Source organism: Acidovorax sp. Leaf191, from assembly GCF_001424425.1.
GTDB lineage: Bacteria > Pseudomonadota > Gammaproteobacteria > Burkholderiales > Burkholderiaceae_C > Acidovorax.
Genome location: NZ_LMPT01000001.1, coordinates 803,898 through 829,697, shown reverse-complemented (window position 1 = coordinate 829,697; position 25,800 = coordinate 803,898). Strand labels below are relative to the sequence as shown.

The window sequence follows — 25,800 nt, the reverse complement described above, 5'->3', positions numbered from 1 at the left end:
AACTCTCGGGGTCAAAACAAAGGCGGCCGAAGCCGCCTGGTGGCCGCCCCGATTGGCGGGGCAGGGCTGTTGCTGCGCAGAAGCTGCTACTTCTTGTCGCGCAGCTCGCGGCGCAGGATCTTGCCCACGGGGGTCTTGGGCAGCTCGGTGCGGAACTCGATCACGCGGGGCTGCTTGTAGCCGGTGAGCTCGGCGCGGCAGAACTCCTTGACCTGGGCTTCGGTGAGCGTGGGGTCGCGCTTGACGATGACGAGCTTGACGGCTTCGCCGGTCTTCTCGTCGGGCACGCCCACCACCGCGCATTCGAGCACGCCGGGCATCTGCGCGACCACGTCCTCGACCTCGTTGGGGTACACGTTGAAGCCCGAGACGAGCACCATGTCCTTCTTGCGGTCCACGACCTTGAAGAAGCCGCGTGCGTCCATCACGCCGATGTCGCCGGATTTGAAGTAGCCGTCCTCGGTCATGACCTTGGCCGTCTCGTCCGGGCGCTGCCAATAGCCGGCCATGACCTGCGGGCCCTTGATGGCGATCTCGCCGGGCTGGCCGAGCGTGGTGACCTCGCGGCCTTCATCGTCCAGCAGCTTCATCCAGGTGCCGGGGATGGGCACGCCGATGGTGCCGGTGTACTCGGTGCTGGTGGTCGGGTTGCAGCTGGCCGACGGGCTGGTCTCCGACAGGCCGTAGCCTTCGCAGATGGGGCAGCCGGTCTTCTCCAGCCACAGCTTGGCCACGGCGCCCTGCACGGCCATGCCGCCGCCCACGGAGACCTTGAGGTTCTTCCAGTTGACGGTGTTGAAGTCCGGGTGGTTGGCCAGTCCGTTGAACAGCGTGTTCACGGCCGGAAAGCTGTGGAACGTGTGCTTGGAGAGCTCCTTGAGCACCGCCGGCAGGTCGCGCGGGTTCGGGATCAGGATGGTCTTGCCGCCCGTGCGCATGCTCAGCATCATGTTCACGGTGAACGCGAAGATGTGGTACAGCGGCAGCGCGCAGATGCTGGTGGGCTGCTCGCCGGCCGGCACCTTCTTCATGACCGGGTCGTTCCAGGCCTCGGACTGCAGCACGTTGGCGATCACGTTGCGCTGCAGCAGCACCGCGCCCTTGCTCACGCCGGTGGTGCCACCGGTGTACTGCAGCAGCGCGATGTCGTCGGGCTTGATGTCGGGCTTCTTCAGCGTGCCGCGCGTGCCCTGGGCCACCGCGTCATTGAAGCGCACGGCGCCGGGCAGGTGGTAAGCGGGCACCATCTTCTTGACGTTGCGCACCACGTAGTTGACCAGCGCGCCCTTGAGCAGGCCCAGCTGGTCGCCCATGGCGCACAGCACCACATGCTTGACCGGCGTGTTGGCGATGCAGTTCTGCAGCGTGGTCGCAAAGTTCTCGATGATGACGATGGCCTTGGAGCCGGAGTCCTTGAGCTGGTGCTCCAGCTCGCGCGGGGTGTACAGCGGGTTCACGTTGACCACCACGAAGCCGGCGCGCAGGATGGCCGCCACCGCCACCGGGTACTGCGGCACGTTGGGCATCATGATGGCCACACGGTCGCCCTTGACCAGGCCCAGGCCCTGCAGATAGGCCGCGAACGCGCTCGAGAGAGAGTCGGTCTGGGCATAGGTCACGTCCTTGCCCATGAAGCTGTAGGCCACGCGGTCGGCGTACTTGGTGAACGCTTCGTCCATGAGCGCCACGAGGGACGGGTATTGCGAGGGGTCGATATCTGCAGGTACGCCTTGCGGATAGGCGGCCAGCCAGGGACGGTCGGTCATGGTGTCTGTCTCTCCAAACTCTTTTGAAACTGAATGCAATGAAACCCCGGCATTGTCCCTGCCGGTGCTGGTTTCGGGGGTGTGTGGTTTCCCTAGGCGCAGAGGGCTTTGCGGGCCGCCCTGCCACCGCGGGCGCGGGAAACCGCGCGGGGTCTATTCGATCGCCTTGCCGATGTCCTCGACCACCTTCTTGGCGTCGCCGAAGACCATCATGGTCTTGTCCATGTAGAACAGTTCGTTGTCCAGGCCCGCATAGCCCGCGGCCATGGAGCGCTTGTTCACGATCACGGTCTTGGCCTTGTAGGCCTCCAGGATGGGCATGCCGTAGATGGGGCTGCCCTTGGTGTGCGCGGCGGGGTTCACCACGTCGTTGGCACCGAGGATGATGGCCACGTCGGCCTGACCGAACTCGCCGTTGATGTCTTCCATCTCGAACACCTGGTCGTAGGGCACCTCGGCCTCGGCCAGCAGCACGTTCATGTGGCCGGGCATGCGGCCCGCCACGGGGTGGATGGCGTACTTGACGGTGATGCCCTTTTCGGTGAGCTTGGCCGCCAGCTCCTTGACCGCATGCTGGGCGCGCGCCACGGCCAGGCCGTAGCCGGGCACGATGACCACGGTCTCGGCATTGCCCAGCACGAAGGCCGCGTCGTCCGAGCTGCCGGTCTTGACGGGCCGCTGCTCCTTGGCGCCCGAGGTGGCGCTCGCCGCCTCGCCGCCGAAGCCGCCCAGGATCACGTTGAAGAACGAGCGGTTCATGGCCTTGCACATGATGTAGCTCAGAATCGCGCCCGAGCTGCCCACCAGCGATCCGGCAATGATCAGCATCGAGTTGTTGAGCGAAAAACCGATGCCCGCCGCGGCCCAGCCCGAGTAGCTGTTGAGCATGGACACCACCACCGGCATGTCGGCACCGCCGATCGGGATGATGATGAGCACGCCGAGCACGAACGACAGCGCCAGCATGGCGAAGAAGGCCGTCCAGTTCTCGGTGAACATGAACAGCAGGCCCAGACCCACGGTGGCCAGACCCAGCGCGAGGTTGAGCATGTGCTGCCCCGCGAACTGCACGGGCGCGCCCTGGAACAGGCGGAACTTGTACTTGCCCGACAGCTTGCCGAACGCGATGACCGAGCCGCTGAAGGTGATGGCGCCGATGGCCGCGCCCAGGAACAGCTCGAGCCGGTTGCCCGCCGGGATGGGCTGGCCCTTGGCCACGATCTGGAACGCCCAGGGTTCGGCCACCGCCGCGACCGCGATGAACACGGCAGCCAGGCCGATCATGCTGTGCATGAAGGCCACGAGCTCAGGCATCTTGGTCATCTCGACCCGCTGGGCCATGAAGGCGCCCGCGGCGCCGCCCACCACCAGCGCCCCCAGCACGTACACCATGCCCTGGGCCTTGCCGCCCGACAGCTCGACGATGAGCGCGGCCGTGGTCAGGATGGCAATCGCCATGCCCGTCATGCCGAACAGGTTGCCGCGGATCGACGTGGTGGGGTGCGACAGGCCCTTGAGCGCCTGGATGAAGCAGACGCTGGCCACCAGGTACAGCAGCGTGACGAGGTTCATGCTCATGCCTGGCCTCCTTCAGCCTGGGGGGCGGCGACCTTCTTTTCTTTTTTCTTGAACATCTCGAGCATGCGCCGTGTGACGAGGAAGCCCCCGAACACGTTGACCGCCGCCAGCGCCACCGCCAGCACCCCCATGCTCTTGCCCAGCGTGGTCTCGGTGAGCGCGGCGGCCAGCATGGCCCCCACGATCACGATGGCCGAGATCGCGTTGGTCACGGCCATGAGCGGCGTGTGCAGCGCGGGCGTCACCGTCCAGACCACGTGGTAGCCCACGTAGATGGCCAGCACGAAGATGATGAGGTTGATGAGGGTGGGCGAGACGGCGTCCATGGAGAGTCCTTCGTTCAGTGCGTTTCAGGAAGACCAGGGGCCAGAAGACGCTTTCTTCTTGGCAAAGTAAGCATCCACCGCGCCGATGAGCTGCTGCTGCGCAGCGTTGGGCGGTGGCTCGATCTGTGCGGCCGCGCGCATCACGGTCTGCAGCGTCTGCACGTGGTAGTCGGTGAACTTGTCGGCGCTGCGCTCCAGCAGCACCGGCAGCTCGCGCAGCTCCAGCGCCCGGCTGCGCAGCAGATGCGCGCTGGCCACCCAGAGGTTGGCGGCATCCGATTCACTGAGCTGCAGGTGTTCGCGCAGCAGGGCCTGGACGCCGGCCTTTTGCTGCACCGTGATCGCGCCGGTGGTCTGCACCGTGGCCAGGGCCAGCACGGCGACCACGTCCACCGGGTGGTCCAGCGCATACAGCGGCGGCGTCTGCACCTTCTTGCGCCAGGCGCGGCGGTGAAAGAATGTCAACGGATTGAGCCAGCCGACGTCGATGCCGAAGCGGCGCAAGGCCTCCATCGCCATGGTGAACGTGATGACCAGGCCCAGAATCTGCAGAACGACACCCATGTTGAGAACTCCAGTCGGTGGGCGGTGAGCGGTGGTAACGCGGTAAGTGGGGGCTTGCTGCGTGCTCAGTTGGGCACGGCAAAGGGGAACGGCGGCACGGGGAAGAAGCCATCGGCCATGCCCGTGCTCACGCGGGCGGCCTCGGCCACCTTGTGGCTCCATTCCTGGGCCGGGTAGCCCGCGCGCAGGAACTCTTCGTTGTTGCTCGTCTTGGGCCGCAGCAGGCGCTGGTCGACCATGGCGTTGATCTCGACATACGAGCCGCCCTGCGTCGCAAAGCGGTAGTTCAGGTGCGAATACGGCTGCAGCGGCGTGGCCTTGTGCTCATCCATCCAGCGCACCACGCCGGGGTGGTTCTTCTCCATCCAGTCGGCGTTGTTGGCCCACCGCTTGAACCGCAAGCAGTCGATGCGCACCGGGCTGCCCTTGGTCGCGTCTTCCACGGTCATGCCCTGCTGCAGAGGGCAGCTGCCCGTCCAGAGCGTGGGGTCGCGCGGGATGTCCGTGCGGTTGGTCTGCACCAGCATCACGGCCAGCAGTTCGCGGTTGGCGCCGCGCAGCGCCACGGCGCGCGTCTGCAGTGGAAAGGCGCCGGGCAGCGGGTGCAGCGGGAACGCCTCGTTCGTCGCGCCCAGGTCTTCCCACGCCGCCGAGGGCAGCACCACGCGCGTGCGGCCGGCGCTGAACTCCGCAGGGCCGGCGGGTATGGGTGCGCAGCCGCTCACGGCCAGCACGCCACAGGCGGCCAGCAGCCAGCCACCGCGGCGGGGCGTGGCGGACAATATCTCTTGCAAATTCTTCAGCAGGCTCATGCGCGCTTTACCGTGCCCTCGTGTGCCATGAGGCAGGCGGCAACAATGTCGTCCTGCAGGTCCATGTGCAGGGCACCTTCCTTGTTGATGATGAGTTTGAGAAAGTCGAGCACGTTGCGCGCGTAGAGCGCGGACGCATCGGCGGCGACGAGCGCCGGCAGATTCGTCTCGCCCACCAGCGTGACGCCGTGCTTGACCACTGTCTGGCCCGCTTCGGTGAGCGGGCAGTTGCCGCCTTGCGGGGCGGCAAGGTCCACGATGACGGAGCCCGCCTTCATGGACCGGACCATGTCTTCGGTCACCAGGACCGGTGCGGCGCGGCCGGGAATCAGCGCCGTGGTGATGACCACATCGGCCTGGGCCACGCGCTTGGCCACCTCGGCCTTCTGGCGGTCGAGCCAGCTTTGCGGCATGGGGCGGGCGTAGCCGCCCACGCCCTCGGCCGCGTCTTTTTCTTCCTGGGTCTCGTAGGGCACGTCGATGAACTTGGCACCCAGCGACTCCACTTGTTCCTTCACGCTGGGGCGCACGTCCGAGGCCTCGATGACAGCCCCCAGCCGCTTGGCGGTGGCAATGGCCTGCAGGCCCGCGACGCCCACGCCCAGGATCACGACACGGGCGGCCTTGACGGTGCCCGCCGCGGTCATGAGCATCGGGAAGAAGCGCTGGTAGCGATCGGCGGCGATGATCACGGCCTTGTAGCCGGCGATGTTGGCCTGCGAGGAGAGCACGTCCATGCTCTGGGCCCGCGTGGTGCGCGGCGCAGCCTCCAGGGCGTAGGCCGTGACGCCCGCGCTGGCCAGCCGCTGCAGGCCTGCGACGTCGAAGGGATTGAGCATGCCCACCACGGTGGCGCCCGCACGCAGGCGGGGGGCTTCGGCGTCCGAAGGCGTGCGCACCTTGAGCACCAGGTCGGCACCCCAGGCGCCGGCGGCATCGGAGATCTCGGCGCCGGCGGCTTCGTACGCGGCGTCCGTGACGCTGGCGGCCACACCCGCACTCGACTCGATGCGCAGGGTGTGGCCCTGCGCCTTCAGCTTCTTGACCGTCTCGGGCGTCACTGCCACCCGGGTCTCTCCTGCCATCGATTCCGCAGGCACACCAATCAGCATGTCATCTCCTCGGTGAGGGTCAGTGGAATTACTTACTGACCGCGAGCTTACATGAAGAATTTCTCATGACTGTCGCCTTTGTCTGATGTAGAGGGAACTCCCCACCCAGGCCAAGGATCGCGTGCCACGCAAGGTGCCGAGTGTGCACGCTAATTCGCGACAGCCTGCCGTTGGCGTCCAAGGAACAGGCTGCACCGGCCGTAAAAAAGCCCGGCCGCCTTGTGTGCAACCGGGCTCCCCTGCGGCGGGCAGGCCCGCGCTCGTGGATCAGTTCACGGTCAGTTCACCACCTGCGCCAGCGCGCCGGATGCGTACTGGCGGGCCACGTCTTGCAGGCTGTGGCCCTTGATCTTGGGGCCCTGGCCTTCGCAGCCGAACTCCAGGTAGCGTGCCTTGCAGACCTGCTTGGCGGCTTCGCGGGCGGGCTTGAGCCATTCGCGCGCGTCGAACTTGTCGGGGTTCTCGGCCAGGAACTTGCGCACCGCGCCGGTCATGGCCAGGCGGATGTCGGTGTCGATGTTGATCTTGCGCACGCCGAACTTGATGGCTTCCTGGATCTCCTCGACCGGCACGCCGTAGGTTTCCTTCATCTTGCCGCCGTACTGGTTGATGATGGCCAGCAGCTCGGCAGGCACCGACGAGGAGCCGTGCATCACCAGGTGGGTGTTGGGAATGCGCTGGTGGATTTCCTTCACGCGGCTGATGGCCAGGATGTCGCCCGTGGGCTTGCGGCTGAACTTGTAGGCGCCGTGGCTGGTGCCGATGGCGATGGCCAGGGCATCGAGCTGGGTGGCCTTGACGAACGTGGCCGCCTCTTCGGGGTCGGTGAGCATCTGGCTGTGGTCGAGCTTCACGTCTGCGCCGATGCCGTCTTCCTCGCCGGCTTCACCGGTTTCGAGGTTGCCCAGGCAGCCGAGCTCGCCCTCCACCGTCACACCGACCTTGTGGGCCATCTCGACGACCTTGCGGGTCACTTCCACGTTGTATTCGAAGGACGAAGGCGTCTTGCCGTCTTCCATGAGCGAGCCGTCCATCATCACCGAGCCGAAGCCCAGGTCGATGGCGCCCGCGCAGATCTTGGGCGAGGTGCCGTGGTCCTGGTGCATGACCAGCGGGATGTGCGGAAAGGCTTCGACCGCGGCCTGGATCAGGTGCTTGATGAAAGGCTCGCCAGCGTACTTGCGGGCTCCGGCGCTGGCCTGCAGGATGACCGGGGCGCCCACTTCGTCGGCGGCGGCCATCACGGCCTGGACCTGCTCCAGGTTGTTGACGTTGAAGGCAGGGATGCCGTAGCTGTGGGCGGCGGCATGGTCGAGCAGTTCGCGCATCGAAACGAGGGGCATGGTCGTGATGTCCGTTGAAGTTGGTGAGGGTCGCAGTCGGCCTGGTGGGGCCAGGGTGGGGGCCTGGGCGGTGGTAACCGCTTGGTAACTCGTAATTTTAACCGGCCGGCGTGACAGGGGTTGGCGGCAAATCCAGCCGGTAGCAGGTGGTAAAGGGCGCCGGGGCCGGGGCCTCGCCGAAGCGGCCGCCGTGGATGTCGGCCACGCGCCGCAGGATTTCATGGCCCAGGTGCAGGCTGTCTTGGGGCCGGTCCACCGGCGCTGCGCAGTCGTCTTGTGCGGTGCGCCGCCCGTCGTCGCACACCTGCAGCCAGGCGCCCTCGGGCCCGTCCCCACACAGCTGCACGGCGATATGGGTTCCGTGCGGCGTGTGCTTGAGCGCGTTCTCCACGAGGTTGCGCGTGGCGATGTCGAGCAGCAAGGCATGGCCCTGGACCATCAACGCCGGCGGCGCCTGCAGCGCAATGTCGTCGCCGCGCTGCCAGGCCGTCTGCGCGTAGTCGGCGCACACCGAGCGCACCAAAGCGGCCAGGTCCACCGCCTGCTTGGCTTCATGCAGCTCGGCCCGGCTGGCCCTCGCCAGGGCCAGCAACTGGTTCAGCACATGCCCCGCCCGCAGGGCATCCCGACCGATGCGGTCCAGCGCCTGGGCCTTGGCGTCTTCGTCGAGCTCACCGGACAGGGCGCTGGCCTGCAGGGCAATGGACGACAAGGGCGTCCGCAGTTCATGGGCCACCTCGTTGGCCAGCCTGCGCTCGCGCACCATGGCGGTGTGCTGACGATCCAGCAGCGTGTTGATGGAGGCCACCACGGACTCGAATTCGCTCCAGGCATGGCGCGAGGCCAGGCGCTGCGTGCTGACCGGGTCCAGCGCAGCGACATCCGCCGACAACGCGTACAGCGGCCGCAACCCGCGCCACAGTGCCAGTCCCAAGGCCAGGGACACCACGGGCAGCAACCACAGGCCCGGCTCGATCATCTGTCCGGCAATGTCGTCGGCCAGTTCGTCCCGCTCATGCAGCTGCAGCATCACCATGATCTTGCGGGCCCGCGCCGCATCCCATTGCGAGAAGCTGCGCCAGACCACCTTGTCCGGGCCGAGCGTCAGGTTGGCGAAACCCTCCACGTCGGAGAACTCCGGCGGCAACGTGGTGCCGCTGAGCGACAGCAGCCGCCCCTGCGCGTCCCACTGCACGACACTGATGGACTGCTGGTAGTCGTGGGACTTGAGCCAGGGGGTGGGCGCCCGGGGGGTGACCTGCGGCCCCTCCATCACCTCCGTGGCCCGCAGGTTGAGCAGCAAGGCCGCCACGCTGGCCAGGTGCCCGTCGGTCAGCTCGTCCGCCTCGTGCACGCCCGTCTGGTAGCCGATGAACACGAAGGTGCCCCACACCAGCGCCAGCGCGCCCAGCGACCACAGCAGCAGTTGCCGCGTGAGCGATGGCCTGCGGGGCCGCCGTGGCAAAGACTCGGCAGGCGCGTTCATCCGGGCATCTCCTGGGGCATGAAATAGCCCACCCCCCGCATGGTCTGTATGCAGGCGCTGCCCAGCTTGCGGCGCAGGTGGTGGATGTGGACCTCGACGGCATTGCTCTCGATGGCCGCCTCCCAGCTGTACAGGCGCTCCTCGATCTGCTGGCGCGAGAGGACGCGGCCACGCGCCTCCAGCAGCACCAGCAGCACCGAAAACTCCCGGGGCGACATCTCGACCGGCCGCCCCTGCAGGCGCACGGTGCGCGCAGCCGGGTCCAGTTCGATATCGCCATGGCGGATGGTGGGCGATGCGCGGCCTGCCGCACGCCGCAGCAGCGCTCTCAGGCGCGCATCCAGCTCGTCCACGTCAAACGGCTTGGTGAGGTAGTCGTCCGCGCCCAGGTCGAGCCCCGCGATGCGCTGGTGGACCTGATCACGCGCGGTGACGATGAGCACGGGGGTGGCCGGGTCGGGCAACACGCTTGGTGAAGCGGCGCTCGCTGCCGGGCTCAGCCGCAGCCGCCGCAGCAGCTCGCTGCCGTCCCCGTCCACGAGGCCCAGATCCAGCAGCACGGCATCGAACCGTTCGGCCCGCAGCGCACTCCAGGCACTGGCCACGCCGTCGCTGACATCCACCGCGTAGCCCCGCTGCTGCAGGTTGCTGCGCAGGCCGGTGGCAATGCCTGCATCGTCTTCGACCACGAGTATTCGCATGCGGGCATTGTCGCAGCGCCCATCGACTTGCGCCCCATTAAGACGACGTTAAGTGCGGCGCCCTATCGTGCCGGCCATGCTCTCCAGACCGGCTCCTTCACCTGCGACACCCCCGCGCCCGCACCACCCTCTCTTGTTCTGGACCCTCGCCGCGCTGGCGGGCGTGGTGGCCTGGGATGCAGGCGGGCGCGACCTGGCCTGGGCCCAGGCCTTCGGCTCGTCGGCGGGTTTTCCGATGCGGGACCATTGGTTCTTCGTCCAGGTGCTCCATGAAGACGCACGCCGCCTGGGATGGCTGCTGGTGCTCTTGCTGGCCCTGAGCGTGTGGTGGCCTAAGGGCATCCTGCGGCGCATCGACGCCAGGGAGCGGCTGCAGATGGCCGTGAGTGCCCTGTTGGCACTGGCGCTGATCAGCATCGTCAAGAACCTGAGCGCCACCAGTTGCCCCTGGGATCTGGCGCAGTTCGGCGGCGTGGCCCGCCACGTCTCCCACTGGGCGCTCGGAGTGCTCGACGGTGGCAGCGGACGCTGTTTTCCCGCAGGCCACGCGTCCGCGGGTTTTGCGTTCCTGGGCGGCTACTTCGCGCTGCGCCACAAGGCACCCGCGGCCGCGCGCTGGTGGCTGGCGGGGTCGCTGCTGGCGGGGTTCGTGCTGGGCGCGGCGCAGCAGGTGCGCGGCGCGCATTTCATGAGCCACACGCTGTGGACGGGCTGGTTGTGCTGGACCACCGGCTGGCTGTGCGACCTGGCGGCCGCTGCGTTGCGCCCCCGTTTCCCGTCCTTTGCGTGCAGCACTCCCCCCGAAGAGGCGCCCCATGCTTCCGCTTGACCTGGCCCTGTTCCACGCGGTCAATGCAGACGCGTCGACCTGGCCTGCGGTGGTCACCGCCGCGCGGTGGGCGTCCCAGGAGCTGCCCATCGCCATGGGGGGAGTGCTGGCTGGCGGCCTTGTGGTCGGCAGCCCTGCCCAGCGGCGTGACCTGGTGCTGGCGCTGTTCTCGATGGCACTGGCCTGGGTGGGCGTGCAGTTGCTCAGGCACGCCATCGCGGCGCCGCGGCCCGCCCAGCTGGGGATAGGGGTGCAATGGATCGAGCATGCGGCGCGCGCCGGGTTTCCCGGCATGCACACGGCCGCGGCCTGTGCCCTGGCGGCCAGCTTGCAGGCCTCGCGCCCCGCACGCTGGCTCGCCGCACTGTGCTGGGTGGCAGCGCTGGCCATCGCGTGGAGCCGCGTGTGCCTGGGCGTGCACTTTCCCTTCGACGTGCTCGCGGGCATGCTCACCGGCGCACTCAGCGCAGGGGCCGTGCACGCGCTGGGTGCAGCCCCGCGACCTGCTAACCGGCCACGCAGATTTTCAGCATATTGGTCCCGCCAGGAGCGCCCATCGGCTCGCCACAGGTGATCGCGTACACGTCGCCCTTTTGCACGATGTTGCGGTTCTTCAGGTGGCGCTCGGCCTGCTCCAGCGCGGTGTCGCGGTCTGCGCTCGTGTCCATGAGCAGCGGGCGCACGTTGCGGTACATGGCCATCTTGCGCTGCGTGGCCACCTTGGGCGTCAGTGCGTAGATCGGGATGTCGATGCTGTGGCGGCTCATCCACAGTGCCGTGGCGCCGCTGTCGGTCATGGCCACGATGGCCTTGGCGCCCAGGTGATGCGCGGTGAACAGCGCACCCATGGCGATGGACTGGTCGATCCGGCCAAAGGTCTGGCCCGTGAAGTCGGCATCGAGCTGGTGGTCTTCGGCCGCTTCGGCGGCGGCGCAGATGGTGGCCATTTCTTCCACGGTCTCGAGCGGGTAGCGGCCGGCAGCCGTTTCGGCGCTCAGCATCACGGCGTCGGTGCCGTCCAGCACCGCATTGGCCACGTCGCTCACCTCGGCGCGCGTGGGCACGGGGTTGGTGATCATGCTCTCCATCATCTGCGTGGCGGTGATCACGACCTTGTCCAGCTCGCGCGCCATGCGGATCATCTTCTTTTGCAGCGCCGGCACGGCCGCGTTGCCCACTTCCACGGCCAGGTCGCCGCGGGCCACCATGATGCCGTCGCTCACGCGCAGGATGGACTCCAGGTGCGGGATGGCCTCGGCACGCTCGATCTTGGCGATCAGGCCCGGCTTGTGGCGGTACTCGGACGCGGCCACGTTGCACAGCTGGCGCGCCATCTCCATGTCGGTCGCGTTCTTCGGAAAGCTCACGGCCACGTAGTCGGCCTGAAAGCTCATCGCCGTGCGGATGTCCTCCATGTCCTTGGCCGTGAGGGCCGGCGCCGTGAGGCCCCCGCCCTTCTTGTTGATGCCCTTGTTGTTGGACAGCTCGCCGCCCACCTTCACGGTGGTGTGGACTTCTTCGCCGCGCACCGCATCCACCGTGAGGACGATGAGGCCGTCGTTGAGCAGCAGCAGGTCACCCGCCTTCACATCGCGCGGCAGCTCCTTGTAGTCGAGGCCCACGCCTTCGATGTCGCCCGGCTCGGTGCGCGATGCATCGAGCACGAACTTGGCGCCGTGCTCGAGCTGCACCTTGCCCTCGGCGAACTTGCCCACGCGGATCTTGGGGCCCTGCAGGTCGGCCATGATGGCGACCTCGCGGCCGGCGCGCTGGGCGGCGGCGCGCACCGTGGCGGCGCGGTCGATGTGGTCCTGCGCCTTGCCGTGGCTGAAGTTCAGCCGCACCACGTTCACGCCCGCGCGGATCATGGCCTCCAGCAGTGCCGGGTCGCTCGATGCGGGGCCCAGGGTGGCAACAATCTTGGTGGCGCGGCGGGTACTGGGCATGGGCTTGTCTCTTTCTTGGTGTGGCGGATGTAATCGAATTTCAATTCTCACACGAAGCGGTTACAGGCCGGTTACCTCTCGGCAACCCCCGCCGGGCCGTGCGGAGTTACAGCAGCGGGTGCGAGAGCAGATGGGCCAGCACGTGCGCGATGACCGCAGCCTCCAGGCCCCGGCGCGCAAAGAGCCAGCCCGCCACCAGCCCGAACGCCGTGTTGCCCACCAGCACGAAGGCGACGACCGGCACGGTCAGCGCCCCCGCCATGGCCTGCGCCGCAGGCAGGTGGCCCATGGCAAACAGCAGTGCGCTGACAACCACCGCAACACCCACCACGCCGGCGCCAGGCCGGCCCTGTCCGCGCTGCGCCAGGCGCCAGCCCAGCCACAGCAGCAGCGTCATCACCCCCCAGCGCACCAGCAGCTCTTCGGTCACACCGCCGTACAGCAGCTTGACCACCAGGGGCATCGCGCTGCCCGGGTCCGACGGTTTGAGCGCTTCCGGCGCCAGCCGCGACAGCGCCCAGAGCCAGGCGGCGCCGGCCACACCGCCCAGCACGCCCGGCAGCCACTGCGCGCGCAGCACCGGGCCCACGGGCTGCCCGGCCAGCCATGCCGATACCGCCGGTGCCGTGAGCCCGACACGCGGCGCCAGCCACACGCCCACGCCCACGGCCAACGCCAGCAGCACCGCGGTCTGCAGCCCGCTGAGCAGCACGATGGCCCACAGCGGCAGCGGAAACATCGCCGCGTTGGCGGCCAGGGGCGGCAGCAGCGCCCACACCACGGCCACTACGCCGGGTACGCCCAGCAGCCACAAGGCCCCGGCCAGCCGCCACCTGGAGACTTTCGAAGACGGCTCCGGCGGGCTCGCCGGCACGGCGTCGCGCGCGGTGCTGCCGAGCGGTTGCGGGTTCACGCGCTGTCGCGCATCAGCGCTTCGATCTCGTCGGCCTTCACGGGCACGCCGCGGGTGATCAGCTCGCAGCCCGCGTCATTGACGATCGCATCGTCCTCGATGCGGATGCCGATGTTGTGGAACTGCGCGGGCACCCCGTCGGCCGGGCGCACGTAGATGCCGGGCTCGATGGTGAGCACCATGCCCGGGCGCAGCACGCGGCTCGGGCGATTGGTGATGGTCTCGCCGGACAGCGGGTCCCTGCGCTCGCTCACCTGGCCCACCTCGCCGGGCTCCACGTAGCTGCCGCAGTCGTGCACGTCCATGCCCAGCCAGTGGCCGGTGCGGTGCATGTAGAACTGGAAGTACGCACGCGTGTCGATCACGTCCTGCGCACTGCCCACCTTGTTGCGGTCCAGCAGGCCCAGGTCCAGCATGCCCTGCGCCAGCACGGCCACGGTGGCGTCGTGCGGGTCGTTGAAGCGCGCGCCCGCCTTGGTGGCCGCCACGGCCGCGTCCTGGCTGGCCAGCACCAGGTCGTACAGCGCGCGCTGCGGCCCGGTGAAGCGGCCATTGGCCGGGAAAGTGCGGGTGATGTCGCTGGCGTAGCCGTCGAACTCGCAGCCCGCGTCGATGAGCACCAGCTCGCCGTCGCGCACCGGGGCGGCATCAGCGCGGTAGTGCAGCACGCAGGCGTTGGCCCCGGCCGCCACGATGGAGCTGTACGCCGGGTACTGCGAGCCCTCGTCGCGGAACGCGTGCAGCAGCTCGGCATCCAGGTGGTATTCGCGCACGTCCTGCCCGGCGCGCAGCATGCGGGCCGAGCGCTGCATCGCGCGGATGTGCGCCCGGGCGCTGATGTCGCTGGCGCGGCGCATGATGTCCTGCTCGTGCGCATCCTTGATGAGCCGCATCTCGTCGAGCAGCGTGCACACATCGTTCTGCTCGGCCGGGCACAGCGCGCCGTAGCGCACCCGCGCCCGCACCGCGTTCAGCCACCCTTCCACCCGCGCCGCCAGGCCGGCGTGCGTGGCAAAGGGGTACCACACGCAACTGCGGTTTTCCAGAAGCCGGGGCAGCTTGGCATCGAGCTCGGCAATGGAATGCGCTGCATCCACGCCCAGTGCACCGGGTGCCGCCGCAGGGCCCAGCCGGTAGCCGTCCCAGATCTCACGCTCCAGGTCCTTGGGTTGGCAAAACAGCGTGCTGCGGCCATCCGCCGCCACCACGAGGCAGGCGCCAGGCTCGATGAAACCGGTGAGGTAGTAGAAATAGCTGTCGTGCCGGAACAAAAAGTCCGTGTCCCGGTTGCGCGGCCGCTCGGGCGCCGTGGGGATGATGGCGATGCCCCCGGCGCCCAACTGGGCAGCAAGGCGCGCGCGGCGCTGGGCGTAGATGGAATGCGAGGACGTTGAGCTCATCCGCTATTTTTATCGCGAAACCATGGCCGGACGCGGGGCAGTGACATCGGCCGATCCAACAATTCCAAAAATCCTCCACTTCGCATCGTTGTTGACAAACGAATTCAAATGAATACCATCGCATTCAACACTGCCTGAGGTCCACACATGTCCGCCACGCCGACCACCACCATGGAGCCCCTCTCCGCCCGGATACCGAGCGACCTTTACCTGTGGCTGGCCCAACTGCAGGTCGAGGGCGCCACCACCAACAGCGACAAGCTGCGCGTGCTGCTGGGCCAGCTCAAGCGCCACCACGACGGTGCGCTGGACTATGTCGCCGCCCATGCCTGGGCGCGGGATATCACGGGGCGGCTGCGCGAGTCGCTGGTCCGCACCGAAGGCCAGACGGGGCGGCATTCCGATGTGCTCAACGCCATGCTGGACCACGTCACCACCTGCCTGGCGATCATCGTGAGCAACGCCCCGGCCTCCGAGCAGGAAGCCGCCCGGCTGGAAGACCTGCTGGTGCGCCGGGGGTTCGCGCTCAGTGAGATGCTGCTGCGCCAGGCGACCACGAGCCAGGCCAGCGCCTACGATCCAGCCGTCGTGCAGCGTCATGCGGCTGCGACACTGGAGCTGGCCCACACCATTCACCCCCCTGTTTCAAAAGGAGCTTGAGATGGCAGATTCCCTGAAGACCCGCGTTGGACGCGTGATCACCGGCAGCGTCCACGCACTGGTGGACCACCTGGAGAACCAGGCCCCCGTGGCCGTGATGGAGCAGTCGCTGCGCGAGGCCGATGCCGTCATCGGCGATGTCCGCCACGAGCTGGGCCTGGCCAGCGCCAACCGGCACCTGGCCCAGCAGCAACACGCCAATCTCAATGGCCAGCACGGCAAGCTCGGCGAGCAGATCGAGCAGGCCCTGGCCGCCGGCCGCGAGGATCTGGCGCGCGCTGCGGTGGCTCGGCAGCTCGACATCGAGGCGCAGATCCCCGTGCTGGAGACCACGCTGGCAGAACTTGCGCGGCAGGAGAGCGAGCTCACCGGCTACGTGGCCGCGCTGCTGGCCAAGCAGCGCGAGATGATGGAAGCGCTCGAAGCGTTCCGCAAGAGCCGCGCCAGCGCCGTGCCATCCGCGGCGGCACAGCCCGGCGGTGCCAACCCGGCGCAGCGCATGGACGCCGTGGCTGGCGCGTTCGACCGCGTCTACGCCCGCCAGACCGGCCTGTCGGGCACGGACCGCAGCAACACGCTCGACCAGGCGGCCAAGCTCAAGGAGCTCGATGACCTGGTGCGCGACAACAAGATCGCCGAGCGCATGGCACAGCTGAGGGCCGTCAAGCCGTGATCGTCGGCCTGTTCACCGCCCCGGAGACCTGGCCCTTCGGCGTGGCGTTTGCGCTCATCGTCGGCATTGCGCTGATCGAGGGCCTGGGCATGCTGATCTCGCTGAGCCCGAGCAACTGGATCGACGACCTGCTGCCCGACGTGCATGGAGAAAGCGGCCTGGACCGGGTCCTGGGCTGGCTGCACCTGGGCAAGGTGCCTTCGCTGGTGCTGATGGTGCTGTTCCTTGCGGGCTACGCCGTGTTCGGATACAGCCTGCAGAAGGTCGCGCACGGCCTGCTGGGGTTTTACCTGCCGGTGTGGGTCGCAGGCCTTGCGGCCGTGGCACCGGGCATGGCGACCGTGCGCAGCCTGGGCGCGCTCATCGCCCACATCATCCCGCGCGACGAGACCTCGGCCGTGAGCGAGATGTCGCTCATCGGCCGCCCGGGCGTCGTCTCTGCGGGTGCGGCGCGCCGCGGCCTGGCCGCGCAGGCCCGCGTGCGCGACACGCATGGCCGCACCCACTACCTGATGGTGGAGCCCGATGTGGATGACGAGGTCTTCGACGAAGGCGCGCAGATCCTCATCGTGCGCAAGGTGGGCGCCTTCTACCGCTGCATCGCCAACCCGCATCCAGCGCTGATGTAGCCCCGCTGCTCACCCAAATCCAACAGACATCCAAAGAGGGAGAACCTAGAAAATGACCAACCTGATCGAAATGGGCACCATCGCAGGCATTGCCTTGCTGGCCCTGCTGACCATCGGCATCGTGTTTTCGCGCCTGTACAAGCGCTCCACCAAAGAGACTGCCTTCGTGCGCACGGGCCTGGGCGGCCAGAAGGTCATCATGGACGGCGGTGCCATCCTGCTGCCGGTGTTTCACGAGCGCGTGCTGGTGAACATGAACACCCTGAAGCTCGAAGTGGTGCGCCGCGCCAAGGAAAGCCTGATCACCAAGGACCGCATGCGCGTGGACGTGACCGCCGCCTTCTTCGTGCGTGTCAAGCAGACCGAAGAGGCCGTGAGCATCGCCGCCCAGACGCTGGGCGCCCGCACCATGAGCCCCGAGGAACTCAAGGCACTGGTGGAAGACAAGTTCGTCGACTCGCTGCGCGCAACTGCCGCCACCATGACCATCCAGGAGCTGCAGGACAAGCGCCGCGACTTCGTGCAGGCCGTGCAGAACGCCGTGGCCGAAGACCTGGAGAAGAACGGCCTGGAGCTTGAATCCGTCTCGCTGACCAGCCTGGACCAGACCGAAAAGCAGTTCTTCAACCCCAACAACGCCTTCGACGCCGAGGGCCTGACGCGCCTGACCGAGCAGACCGAGGCACGCCGCAAGCAGCGCAACGACGTGGAGCAGGACACCGAAGTGCAAGTGCGCACCAAGGACCTGGAAGCCACCCGCCAGAAGCTCACCATCGAGAAGGACCAGGAGTTCGCCTCGCTGTCGCAAAAGCGCGAGATCGAGAACTCCCGCGCCGAGCAGGCCGCGCTGATCGCCACGCAGCAAGCCGAGCGCAGCCGCGAGGCCGAGGCCGCCAAAATCGAAGCCGAGCGCCAGGTAAGCCAAAAGCGCATCGAGGCCGAGCGCGAAATCAAGGCTGCCGAGATCGAAAAAAACCTGGTCATCCAGACCCGCGAGATCGAACTGGAGCGCCACACCGAAACCAAGCGCGCCGAACAGCGCAAGCAGGTGGAAATCGCCCGCCAGGACACGCAGATCGCCATCGCGACCAAGTCGCGCGAACAATCGGACGCGGACGCCGCCGCCAACCTGGCGCGCGCCGAGGCCGTGAAAGCCGAAGAAGCCGTGAACACCGCGCGCCAGGTGGCCGTAGCCGAGCGCGACAAGAGCATCCAGCTGATCGAGGCGTCGAAAGACGCCGAGCAGAACGCCATTTCCGTTCGCGTTTCCGCGTCGGCCGAAAAGGAAGCTGCGATGGACCGCGCCGAAGCAATCACCATCGAGGCCCGCGCCCGCCAGGCGGCGGCCCTGGCCGAGGCCGAAGGCAAGCGCGCTCTGAACGAAGCGCTCAACACCTTGTCTGCAGCGCAGGTGGACCTGCAGGTGCGCAGCCTGCTGCTGCAGCAACTGCCGCAGATCATCGAGCAGGCCGTGCGGCCCATGGAAAAGATCGACTCGATCCGCATCGTGCAGGTGGGCGGCATGCCCGGCAGCTACGGCGGCCAGGGCTCAGCGGCAGGCGGCAATGGAGCGCAGGGCACCTTCCCGGAGCAGGTCATGAACTCGGCCCTGCAGTACCAGATCGCCAAGCCCATCGTCGATGCGGTGATGAAGGACGCAGGCTTGTCCAACGAAGGCATCACCGGCATGGCGCAGAGCCTGGCGGGCATGCTGGGCGGACAGCCGACGGCCGAGCGCGCTGCCGCCCGGCCTGCAGAGTAAGCGGCAAGGTCAGAAGCCGCGGACGCTGCCCGCCGCCGACCGACAGGCCGGGCGGCCCGCGGCTCATGGCAGACTCGACGCCTCGCGATGCGCCGCCGCCCCGGGTGATGGTCTCGAAGGCGCCCTGCTCTGCCACTTTCCCTGCAACCATGCTCAACCTGCTCAATGCCCTGCTGCACCTCATCGTGGCCGTCCTGCTGCCGCTGCTCGGCCTGCTGCTGACGAGTGCGCTGCTGATCTATGCGATGTATGTGCGCTGGGTCGACATCCCGAACAAGTGGCTGCTCACCCGCCGGGGCCTGGTGATCGCCTGCGCGGTGGCGGCAGCCTGCAACCTGCTGCTGATAGCACAGCTCTTCCTGTCGCACAGCGCCAAGCAGGCGCGGCAGGATGGCGCGGTGGTGCGTGCGAGCCGGGAGAAGTTCGTGCTGCCGCAGGACTTTCAGTATGGCGAACTGCTGATCCCTGCGGGCAGCCTCATCAACCGCAACGACCCGTTCGACAAGGGCGCACCGGGCCGTCCTTTGGCGCTCTACGGGCTGGAGGCCGTGCGGTTCGCGGAACCGGTGCAGGTGGCCTCCGTCTGGGCCAGCGCGCTGCAGGTGGTGCCGATGCGCGTGGAGCTGGCCCAGGACCAGCAGATCGGGCCGCTGTACCGGTACGACAACGCGAGCCAGGCATGGGTGCCGCACAAGCTCATTCCGGCCATGGCGTGCAAGAAGGGCCAACTGGCCCTGTTCCAGGTGCCGCACATCCCCTACGACGTGCAGGCGGAGGTGGGCAAGCCCGCGCCCGACGGCCCGGATGCGCGCTTCATGCCCAGCCAGTGGCTGTTTCGCGGGTGTGAAAATGGCCCTGCCATTGCGGTGCAGCCTGCCTACTCCGGCCCCGCCACGGCCACGCAGTGACCGCGCCTGCGCCGCCGCGTCAGCGGTTGAGCTCTGCCAGCCGCTCGGGCGTGCCCACGTCCGTCCAGCGGCCGGGGTAGATCTCTGCGCTGACACGGCCCTGGTCCATGGCGCGGCGCAGCAGCGGGGCCAGCGGCGCCTGAATGCCCTGCGGGTTGCCGGCCGGAATGTCGCACCAAGGCAGCGCGAACAGCTCTGCGCGCAGCAGGGCGATGGTGCTGTAGGTGTAACGGGGCGCAGGATCGCCGGGTGCGAGGTTCAGCGCCAGCCCCTCTGGCGACAAGCCGAAGTCGCCCCGCGGGTTGTGCGCCGGGTTGGGCACCAGCCACAGGTGCGCCAGGCGGTCGCTGGCGGCAAAAGCCTGCACTGCGCCGCTGTCGAACACGAAGTCGGGCGCAAACACATCGCCCGCCGCCAGCCAGAACACCGGCCCCAGCTGGGGCAGCGCGCGGGCGATGCCGCCGGCGGTTTCAAGCGCACCACCGAAGTCCACACCCTCGTGGGAGTATGAAATTGATAGCGGCTTGCGCCCGTCCAGCAAGCGGTGGAGGCCAAAAACATCTGCAAACCGCTCGCTGATCTGCGACCCGAGCCAGGCGGTGTTGATGACAGCCCGCTGCACGCCCGCATCCTGCAACGCCTGCAGGTGCCACTCCAGCAGCGGCAGCCCCTGCACCGCGAGCAACGGCTTGGGGGTGGTGTCGGTCAGCGGGCGCATGCGCTCGCCGCGGCCGGCGGCCAGCAGCAGCGCGGGGACCTGGGAAGGGACGGCCGGGTTCAGCGCGCTCATGCCGCCAGCTCCGGCACGGTGCCCCGTTGCAGCGCGTGGCGCTGCACCGAGGAAGGCTCGAACAACGCCAGCAGCGCATCCATCAGCGCCCGCGCCTTGTCCGAATGGTCGGCGCCGAAATTGCACACGTAGACATCGAGCGTGACGGCGCGCTGCTCGGGCCAGGTGTGCACGCACAAGTGCGACTCAGCTAGCAAAATCGTAGCTGTCACCCCGCCCGGGCCGTGCGCTGTGGCCGGGAATTCATGAAATACCTGGCCCACGGGCTGCAGCCCGGCGTGGCGCACGGCGTCGGCGCAGGCCTGGCCCAGCGCGGCGGCGTCCAGCAGCCACACGGGGGCGCAGCGGCAGTCCCGGAGATCGGCAGTGAGGTGCAGTCCTTGCATGGCCCGCACTGTAGTGCATCGCAGCGCAGGCGCTGCTTCGCCAAGGGTTCGGCCCTGCCGGTTCGGGCGCGGGAAAGCAGGGCCGGTAAAATGCCGGGTTTCCCCCTGAAATCCCACCCCTCCCACCCGAACCCGCACACCCCATGGCCCATACCCCGCAGCAATCCCAACAGATGGCAAATGCAATCCGCGCATTGGCCATGGACGCAGTTCAACAAGCCAACTCCGGCCACCCCGGCGCCCCCATGGGCATGGCCGACATGGCAGCGGCACTGTGGGGCCGCCACCTCAAGCACAACCCCGCCAACCCCCAGTGGTTCGACCGCGATCGCTTCGTGCTCTCCAACGGCCACGGTTCCATGCTGCTGTACGCGCTGCTGCACCTGACCGGCTACGACCTGCCGATCGAAGAACTCAAGAACTTCCGCCAACTGCACAGCAAGACCCCCGGCCACCCCGAAGTGGGCTACACCGCCGGCGTCGAGACCACCACCGGCCCGCTGGGCCAGGGCATCACCAACGCCGTGGGCTTTGCGCTGGCTGAAAAGCTGCTGGCCAGCGAGTTCAACCGCGAAGGCCACGCGGTGGTGGACCACAACACCTACGTGTTCCTGGGCGACGGCTGCCTGATGGAAGGCATCAGCCACGAGGCCGTGTCCCTGGCCGGCGCCTGGAAGCTCAACAAGCTGATCGCCCTGTACGACGACAACGGCATCAGCATCGACGGCCAGGTCGCCCCCTGGTTTGCCGACAACACCCCCCTGCGCTTTGTGGCCAGCGGCTGGAACGTGATCGGCCCCATCGACGGCCACGACGCCGACAAGGTGGCCGCCGCGATTGCCGAGGCCAAGAAGCAGACCGAGCGCCCCACCCTCATCGTGTGCAAGACGCACATCGGCAAGGGCAGCCCCAACCGCGCCAACACCGCCAAGGCCCACGGCGAGCCGCTGGGTGCCGAAGAAATCAAGCTCACGCGCGAAGCCCTGGGCTGGAGCAGCGAGCCCTTCGTCGTGCCGCAAGACGTGTACGCCGACTGGGACGGCAAGGCCAACGGCCAGAACGTCGAAGCCGAATGGAACGAGCGCTTTGCCGCGTACACCGCCGCGTTCCCCGAGCTGTCGGCAGAACTGACGCGCCGCATGGAAGGCAACCTGCCCGCCAACTTCGCGCAAGTGGCCGTGGACACCGTGGTCGCTGCCCACACCAAGGGCGAAACCGTGGCCAGCCGCAAGGCCAGCCAGCTGGCGCTGGAAGCCTTCACCGCGGCCCTGCCCGAGCTGCTGGGCGGCAGCGCCGACCTGACCGGCTCCAACCTCACCAACACCAAGAGCACGCCCAACCTGCGCTTTGACATGCAGGGCAACGTGGTGCAGACCGAAGTCGAAGGCGGCCAGAAGATCGGTGGCCGCCACATCAACTACGGCGTGCGCGAATTCGGCATGGCCGCGATCATGAACGGCATCGCGCTGCACGGCGGCTTCATCCCCTACGGCGGCACGTTCCTGACCTTCAGCGACTACAGCCGCAACGCCATCCGCATGGCCGCGCTGATGAAGCAGCGCGTGATCCACGTGTTCACGCACGACTCCATCGGCCTGGGCGAAGACGGCCCCACCCACCAGTCCATCGAGCACGCCGCCAGCCTGCGTCTGATCCCCAACCTGGATGTGTGGCGCCCCGGTGACACGGCCGAAACCGCCGTGGCCTGGAGCGTGGCCCTGTCCAACCGCAACAAGCCCACCGCCCTGCTGCTGTCGCGCCAGAACCTGCCCTACGCCCCCAAGCGCGACCTGGGCGACATCAGCCGCGGCGCGTATGTGCTGTCCGAACCCGCCGACGTGGGCCTGAACAAGAAGGCCGTGGCCGTGATCATCGCCACCGGTTCCGAAGTGCAACTGGCCCTGAAGGCCCAGCGCCTGCTGGCCGACAAGAAAGTGGCTGTGCGCGTGGTCTCCATGCCCAGCACGACCACGTTCGACCGCGAAGATGCCAAGTACAAGAGCAGCGTGCTGCCTGCCGGCATGCCCCGCGTGGCGGTGGAAATGGGCGTGACCGACGGCTGGTGGAAGTACGGCTGCGCTGCTGTGGTCGGTATCGACACTTATGGCGAATCGGCTCCCGCGCCCGTGCTGTTCAAGCACTTCGGCTTTACCGAAGAGAACGTCGCCGACGCGGTGCTGGTTGCCGTCGGCGCCGCACGGCTCAAGCCCGCCAAGAATGCACGCTGACCCGTCCAGCCCGCTGCGCGCCCTGCCGCCGGGGGGCGCGTTGCGGCAGATTCCTGATTTTTCGACTTTGCAACCTTGGAGAGATGACAAGCTATGACGATCAAGATTGGTATCAACGGCTTCGGCCGCATCGGCCGCAACGTGCTGCGCTCCGCCGTCCAGAACTTCAGCGACATCGAAGTCGTGGGCATCAACGACCTGCTGGAGCCTGACTACCTGGCGTACATGCTGCAGTACGACTCGGTGCACGGCCGCTTCCAGGGCACCGTGTCGGTTGAGGGCAATACCCTGATCGTCAACGGCAAGAAGATCCGCCTGACGCAAGAGCGCGACCCTGCCAACCTGAAGTGGAACGAAGTCGGCGCCGATGTGGTGATCGAATCCACCGGCCTGTTCCTGGACAAGGTCACCGCGCAAAAGCACATCGATGCCGGCGCCAAGAAGGTCATCCTGTCGGCCCCGTCCAAGGACGACACGCCCATGTTCGTGTTCGGCGTGAACCACGACACCTACGCCGGCCAGGCCATCGTGTCCAACGCATCGTGCACCACCAACTGCCTCGCTCCCGTGGCCAAGGTGCTCAACGACAAGTGGGGCATCAAGCGCGGCCTGATGACCACGGTGCACGCCGCCACCGCCACGCAAAAGACCGTGGACGGCCCGTCCAACAAGGACTGGCGCGGCGGCCGCGGGATCCTGGAGAACATCATCCCTTCGAGCACCGGCGCTGCCAAGGCCGTGGGCGTGGTGATCCCTGCCCTGAACAAGAAGCTGACCGGCATGTCCTTCCGCGTGCCCACCTCCGACGTGTCGGTGGTGGACCTGACCGTGGAGCTGGACAAGGCCGCCACGTACGAAGAAATCAAGGCCGAGATGAAGGCCCAGTCCGAAGGCGCACTGAAGGGCGTGCTGGGCTACACCGAAGACAAGGTGGTGGCCACAGACTTCCGCGGCGACACCCGCACGTCGATCTTCGACGCGGATGCCGGCATTGCGCTCGATGGCACCTTCGTGAAGATCGTGTCCTGGTACGACAACGAATGGGGCTACTCGAACAAGTGCCTGGAGATGGTGCGCGTCGTCGCCAAGTGATGGCAAACGGACACAGCCGGTTGAGAAAGAAGCGCTAAGTCTGCAACTACCCGTTCAGGCCGGCTACCCGCAAGGGTCGCCGGCCTTTTTTTGGAACCCTGCAGCTGCTCGTGCCCCGTAATGAATGACCCAACACCGAAGCTGCCAGGATGGGTGAAGGGCCTTGTTCTCGCGTGCCTGATCCTGCCGCCGACTGCCCTGCTGGGCCTGTGGATGCTGTTCGAAGTCAGCGACGTCAGGCCAGGATGGCCGCTGTACTACGTCGGCGTGCCTGAAAGCGTCCGCAATGCCACGCCCACCTTTGCAGAATGCCGCCCCGCGCGCTTTCACTGGAAGGGGCGCGATGGCGAAGGCGTGCCGTATGTCGCCATGGACTACGGCAGTTACATGGACCCCGATGTCGCGTTGCTAAAGCACGCTGCCGCCATGGCGCCACTGGCTTGCAGTGGAGACCCGGCCCAGGTTGCGGGCGCCGGGACTCACTTTCGCCACATGCGCTGCGAGCACCCCGATGTGTGGAGCGCCGATATCAGCGTGGAAGCACACGGCCCCTGTCGCGAGGTCAGGATCGGTTTTGTGTTGAACGACTGAGGACCTCGCCGGCCCCTCCCGGCTCCACATGCTCTACCTGTTCCGCCTGCCGCGCTTCTGCCGCCACGCTCGCGGCAGCCGCAGGCCGGTCTCGCGCAATGTGGACCGTGCTCGTCGGAAACGCAAACGCCACCCCCATGGCCTTGAACTCCCGCATCAGCGCCAGGTTGATGGACTGCTGCAGGTCCATGTACAGGTTGAACGCCGGGTCCTGCACGATGTAGACCACTTCGTATTGCAGAGAACTCTCGCCGAACGACTTGAAGTGCACGCGGTCCAGGCGCAGCTCGGGGTGCGCCTCGATGAGCCTGCGCACCACGCCGGGGATGGCCTCGGCCTGCTCGGGCGTGGTGGCGTACGACACGCCGAACTGGAAGACGATGCGCCGCTTCTCCAGCATGCGATAGTTGCTGATGGTCTGCTTGAGCAGGTCGGTGTTGGACATCACGATCTGCTCGCCCTGCAGGCTGCGGATGCGCGTGGTCTTGAGGCCGATGACCTGCACCGTGCCCGACACATTGCCCACCACGATGAAGTCGCCCACCTCGAAGGGCTTGTCCACCGCGATGGCCAGCGATGCGAACAGGTCGCCCAGGATGTTCTGCACCGCCAGCGCCACCGCAATGCCGCCCACACCCAGGCTGGCGATGAAGGCAGTGATGTTGACCCCCAGGTTGGACAGGATGGCCAGCGCCACCACGCTCCACAGCAGCGTGCGCAGGCCCCAGGACAGCAGCGTGGCCGAAGCGCTGACCTGCGTCATGCCGCTGGAGCTGTGCCGCTGCACGTAGCGGCCCACACCCAAGCCAATGGCGCGCATGCCCCACAGGCCCAGCTGCAGCGCCACCGCTACGAACCACAGCTGGCTCAGCCGCGTTTCCCAGCGCAGGGGCAGGTCCAGAAAGTTGGCCCCCACCAGCAGTGCGACCAGCAACACCAGAAGCCGGCTGGTGCCGGCGAGCACATCGGCCGCCGTGTGCGCGGTGGCGCTACCTGAGCGGCTGGCCCAGCTGCGGGCACGCCGCGTGAGCAGGTGCAGCACCACCATGATCGCAAAGTAGGTGGTGACGGCTGCGGCCAGTGCCAGCAGCAGGCTCCACAACGGAATGCCGATGACGGTGGTCTCGCGGACCCAGGTCATGAAGGGGAAATCTTGCATGCTCAACGCTGCTCCTTGCATTGGATCGGCACAGGGCCCGCGCTGCACGCGCTGCAAGCGCTGCACTTGGCCGATGTTCACGAAAAGCGAAGAGCGCCCGCAACTGCCAGCACCACCACCAGACACCGCACACGGCGCCATCGCAG

At 67.5% G+C, this 25,800-nt stretch carries 25 protein-coding genes; 10 read left to right on the top strand and 15 right to left on the bottom strand.

Annotation, left to right across the window (positions count from 1 at the left end; all coding sequences use genetic code 11):
• Positions 1–86: 86 nt before the first annotated feature.
• The 9 genes from ASG27_RS03630 to ASG27_RS03590 all read right to left on the bottom strand — a co-directional run bounded on the left by ASG27_RS03630 (position 87) and on the right by ASG27_RS03590 (position 9,688).
• Positions 87–1,766 (bottom strand): long-chain-fatty-acid--CoA ligase, encoded by a 1,680-nt coding sequence (locus ASG27_RS03630; protein ID WP_056411388.1) that lies wholly within the window; start codon positions 1,764–1,766, stop codon positions 87–89.
• A gap of 153 nt (positions 1,767–1,919) precedes the next feature.
• Positions 1,920–3,344 (bottom strand): NAD(P)(+) transhydrogenase (Re/Si-specific) subunit beta, encoded by a 1,425-nt coding sequence (locus ASG27_RS03625; RefSeq protein WP_056411386.1) that lies wholly within the window; start codon positions 3,342–3,344, stop codon positions 1,920–1,922.
• Positions 3,341–3,670: an NAD(P) transhydrogenase subunit alpha gene (locus ASG27_RS03620; protein ID WP_056411384.1), complete on the bottom strand. Its 330-nt coding sequence runs from the start codon at positions 3,668–3,670 to the stop codon at positions 3,341–3,343. Before ASG27_RS03620 ends, ASG27_RS03625 begins: the two co-directional genes overlap by 4 nt.
• Before the next feature lie 24 nt (positions 3,671–3,694).
• Positions 3,695–4,234, bottom strand: a complete 540-nt coding sequence (locus ASG27_RS03615) for a hypothetical protein (RefSeq protein ID WP_056411382.1) — start codon at positions 4,232–4,234, stop codon at positions 3,695–3,697.
• Between the two features lie 65 nt (positions 4,235–4,299).
• Positions 4,300–5,046 carry a hypothetical protein gene (locus ASG27_RS03610; protein ID WP_056411380.1) on the bottom strand — a complete coding sequence of 249 codons (747 nt, stop codon included), beginning with the start codon at positions 5,044–5,046 and terminating at the stop codon, positions 4,300–4,302.
• A complete protein-coding gene (locus tag ASG27_RS03605; protein WP_056411379.1) occupies positions 5,043–6,158 on the bottom strand; it encodes a Re/Si-specific NAD(P)(+) transhydrogenase subunit alpha in 1,116 nt (371 codons plus the stop codon). Before ASG27_RS03605 ends, ASG27_RS03610 begins: the two co-directional genes overlap by 4 nt.
• Positions 6,159–6,436: 278 nt before the next feature.
• Entirely contained in the window at positions 6,437–7,501 is a 1,065-nt protein-coding gene (fba, locus tag ASG27_RS03600; RefSeq protein WP_056411376.1) for a class II fructose-bisphosphate aldolase, read from the bottom strand.
• A gap of 97 nt (positions 7,502–7,598) precedes the next feature.
• On the bottom strand, positions 7,599–8,987 hold the full coding sequence (locus ASG27_RS03595; RefSeq protein ID WP_056411374.1) for a histidine kinase dimerization/phospho-acceptor domain-containing protein: 1,389 nt from the start codon (positions 8,985–8,987) through the stop codon (positions 7,599–7,601).
• Positions 8,984–9,688 (bottom strand): response regulator transcription factor, encoded by a 705-nt coding sequence (locus ASG27_RS03590; RefSeq protein ID WP_056411372.1) that lies wholly within the window; start codon positions 9,686–9,688, stop codon positions 8,984–8,986. Before ASG27_RS03590 ends, ASG27_RS03595 begins: the two co-directional genes overlap by 4 nt.
• 76 nt (positions 9,689–9,764) lie before the next feature.
• Between ASG27_RS03590 and ASG27_RS03585 the strand changes: the two genes are divergently transcribed.
• Both ASG27_RS03585 and ASG27_RS03580 read left to right on the top strand, forming a co-directional pair.
• Positions 9,765–10,517, top strand: a complete 753-nt coding sequence (locus ASG27_RS03585) for a phosphatase PAP2 family protein (RefSeq protein ID WP_056411669.1) — start codon at positions 9,765–9,767, stop codon at positions 10,515–10,517.
• A complete protein-coding gene (locus ASG27_RS03580) occupies positions 10,504–11,091 on the top strand; it encodes a phosphatase PAP2 family protein (protein ID WP_056411371.1) in 588 nt (195 codons plus the stop codon). The genes ASG27_RS03585 and ASG27_RS03580 overlap by 14 nt, the downstream gene beginning before the upstream one ends.
• Here the strand turns inward: ASG27_RS03580 and pyk are convergent.
• The 3 genes from pyk to ASG27_RS03565 all read right to left on the bottom strand — a co-directional run bounded on the left by pyk (position 11,024) and on the right by ASG27_RS03565 (position 14,776).
• Positions 11,024–12,463 carry a pyruvate kinase gene (pyk, locus tag ASG27_RS03575; protein ID WP_056411369.1) on the bottom strand — a complete coding sequence of 480 codons (1,440 nt, stop codon included), beginning with the start codon at positions 12,461–12,463 and terminating at the stop codon, positions 11,024–11,026. The genes ASG27_RS03580 and pyk overlap by 68 nt on opposite strands.
• Before the next feature lie 106 nt (positions 12,464–12,569).
• A complete protein-coding gene (locus ASG27_RS03570; RefSeq protein ID WP_235503883.1) occupies positions 12,570–13,376 on the bottom strand; it encodes a CPBP family glutamic-type intramembrane protease in 807 nt (268 codons plus the stop codon).
• A complete protein-coding gene (locus tag ASG27_RS03565) occupies positions 13,373–14,776 on the bottom strand; it encodes an aminopeptidase P N-terminal domain-containing protein (protein ID WP_056411367.1) in 1,404 nt (467 codons plus the stop codon). The genes ASG27_RS03570 and ASG27_RS03565 overlap by 4 nt, the downstream gene beginning before the upstream one ends.
• Before the next feature lie 147 nt (positions 14,777–14,923).
• Between ASG27_RS03565 and ASG27_RS03560 the strand changes: the two genes are divergently transcribed.
• The 5 genes from ASG27_RS03560 to ASG27_RS03540 all read left to right on the top strand — a co-directional run bounded on the left by ASG27_RS03560 (position 14,924) and on the right by ASG27_RS03540 (position 19,408).
• The gene (locus tag ASG27_RS03560) at positions 14,924–15,436 is read left to right on the top strand and encodes a hypothetical protein (protein ID WP_056411365.1); all 513 of its coding nucleotides are present in this window, start codon (positions 14,924–14,926) and stop codon (positions 15,434–15,436) included.
• A gap of 1 nt (position 15,437) precedes the next feature.
• Positions 15,438–16,109 (top strand): PspA/IM30 family protein, encoded by a 672-nt coding sequence (locus ASG27_RS03555; protein ID WP_056411363.1) that lies wholly within the window; start codon positions 15,438–15,440, stop codon positions 16,107–16,109.
• On the top strand, positions 16,106–16,738 hold the full coding sequence (locus ASG27_RS03550) for a YqiJ family protein (RefSeq protein WP_056170875.1): 633 nt from the start codon (positions 16,106–16,108) through the stop codon (positions 16,736–16,738). Before ASG27_RS03555 ends, ASG27_RS03550 begins: the two co-directional genes overlap by 4 nt.
• A gap of 52 nt (positions 16,739–16,790) precedes the next feature.
• Positions 16,791–18,500 (top strand): flotillin family protein, encoded by a 1,710-nt coding sequence (locus tag ASG27_RS03545; protein WP_056411361.1) that lies wholly within the window; start codon positions 16,791–16,793, stop codon positions 18,498–18,500.
• A 149-nt stretch (positions 18,501–18,649) separates the two neighbouring features.
• Complete coding sequence (locus ASG27_RS03540; RefSeq protein ID WP_056170881.1) at positions 18,650–19,408, top strand: hypothetical protein; 759 nt, start codon at positions 18,650–18,652, stop codon at positions 19,406–19,408.
• 19 nt (positions 19,409–19,427) lie between these two features.
• On the opposite strand, the gene ASG27_RS03535 is transcribed toward ASG27_RS03540, so the two are convergent.
• Positions 19,428–20,198: a nucleotidyltransferase family protein gene (locus ASG27_RS03535; RefSeq protein WP_056411360.1), complete on the bottom strand. Its 771-nt coding sequence runs from the start codon at positions 20,196–20,198 to the stop codon at positions 19,428–19,430.
• Entirely contained in the window at positions 20,195–20,584 is a 390-nt protein-coding gene (locus ASG27_RS03530; protein ID WP_056411358.1) for an S-adenosylmethionine decarboxylase family protein, read from the bottom strand. The genes ASG27_RS03535 and ASG27_RS03530 overlap by 4 nt, the downstream gene beginning before the upstream one ends.
• A gap of 143 nt (positions 20,585–20,727) precedes the next feature.
• Here ASG27_RS03530 and tkt point away from each other — a divergent pair, with 143 nt between their 5' ends.
• The 3 genes from tkt to ASG27_RS03515 all read left to right on the top strand — a co-directional run bounded on the left by tkt (position 20,728) and on the right by ASG27_RS03515 (position 24,495).
• Positions 20,728–22,812 (top strand): transketolase, encoded by a 2,085-nt coding sequence (gene tkt / locus ASG27_RS03525; protein WP_056411355.1) that lies wholly within the window; start codon positions 20,728–20,730, stop codon positions 22,810–22,812.
• 93 nt (positions 22,813–22,905) lie between these two features.
• Entirely contained in the window at positions 22,906–23,904 is a 999-nt protein-coding gene (gene gap, locus ASG27_RS03520; RefSeq protein ID WP_056411353.1) for a type I glyceraldehyde-3-phosphate dehydrogenase, read from the top strand.
• A gap of 120 nt (positions 23,905–24,024) precedes the next feature.
• Positions 24,025–24,495: a hypothetical protein gene (locus ASG27_RS03515; RefSeq protein WP_056411351.1), complete on the top strand. Its 471-nt coding sequence runs from the start codon at positions 24,025–24,027 to the stop codon at positions 24,493–24,495.
• On the opposite strand, the gene ASG27_RS03510 is transcribed toward ASG27_RS03515, so the two are convergent.
• A complete protein-coding gene (locus ASG27_RS03510) occupies positions 24,467–25,654 on the bottom strand; it encodes a mechanosensitive ion channel family protein (RefSeq protein WP_082485753.1) in 1,188 nt (395 codons plus the stop codon). The two genes, ASG27_RS03515 and ASG27_RS03510, sit on opposite strands and share 29 nt — an antisense overlap.
• Positions 25,655–25,800: the final 146 nt, after the last annotated feature.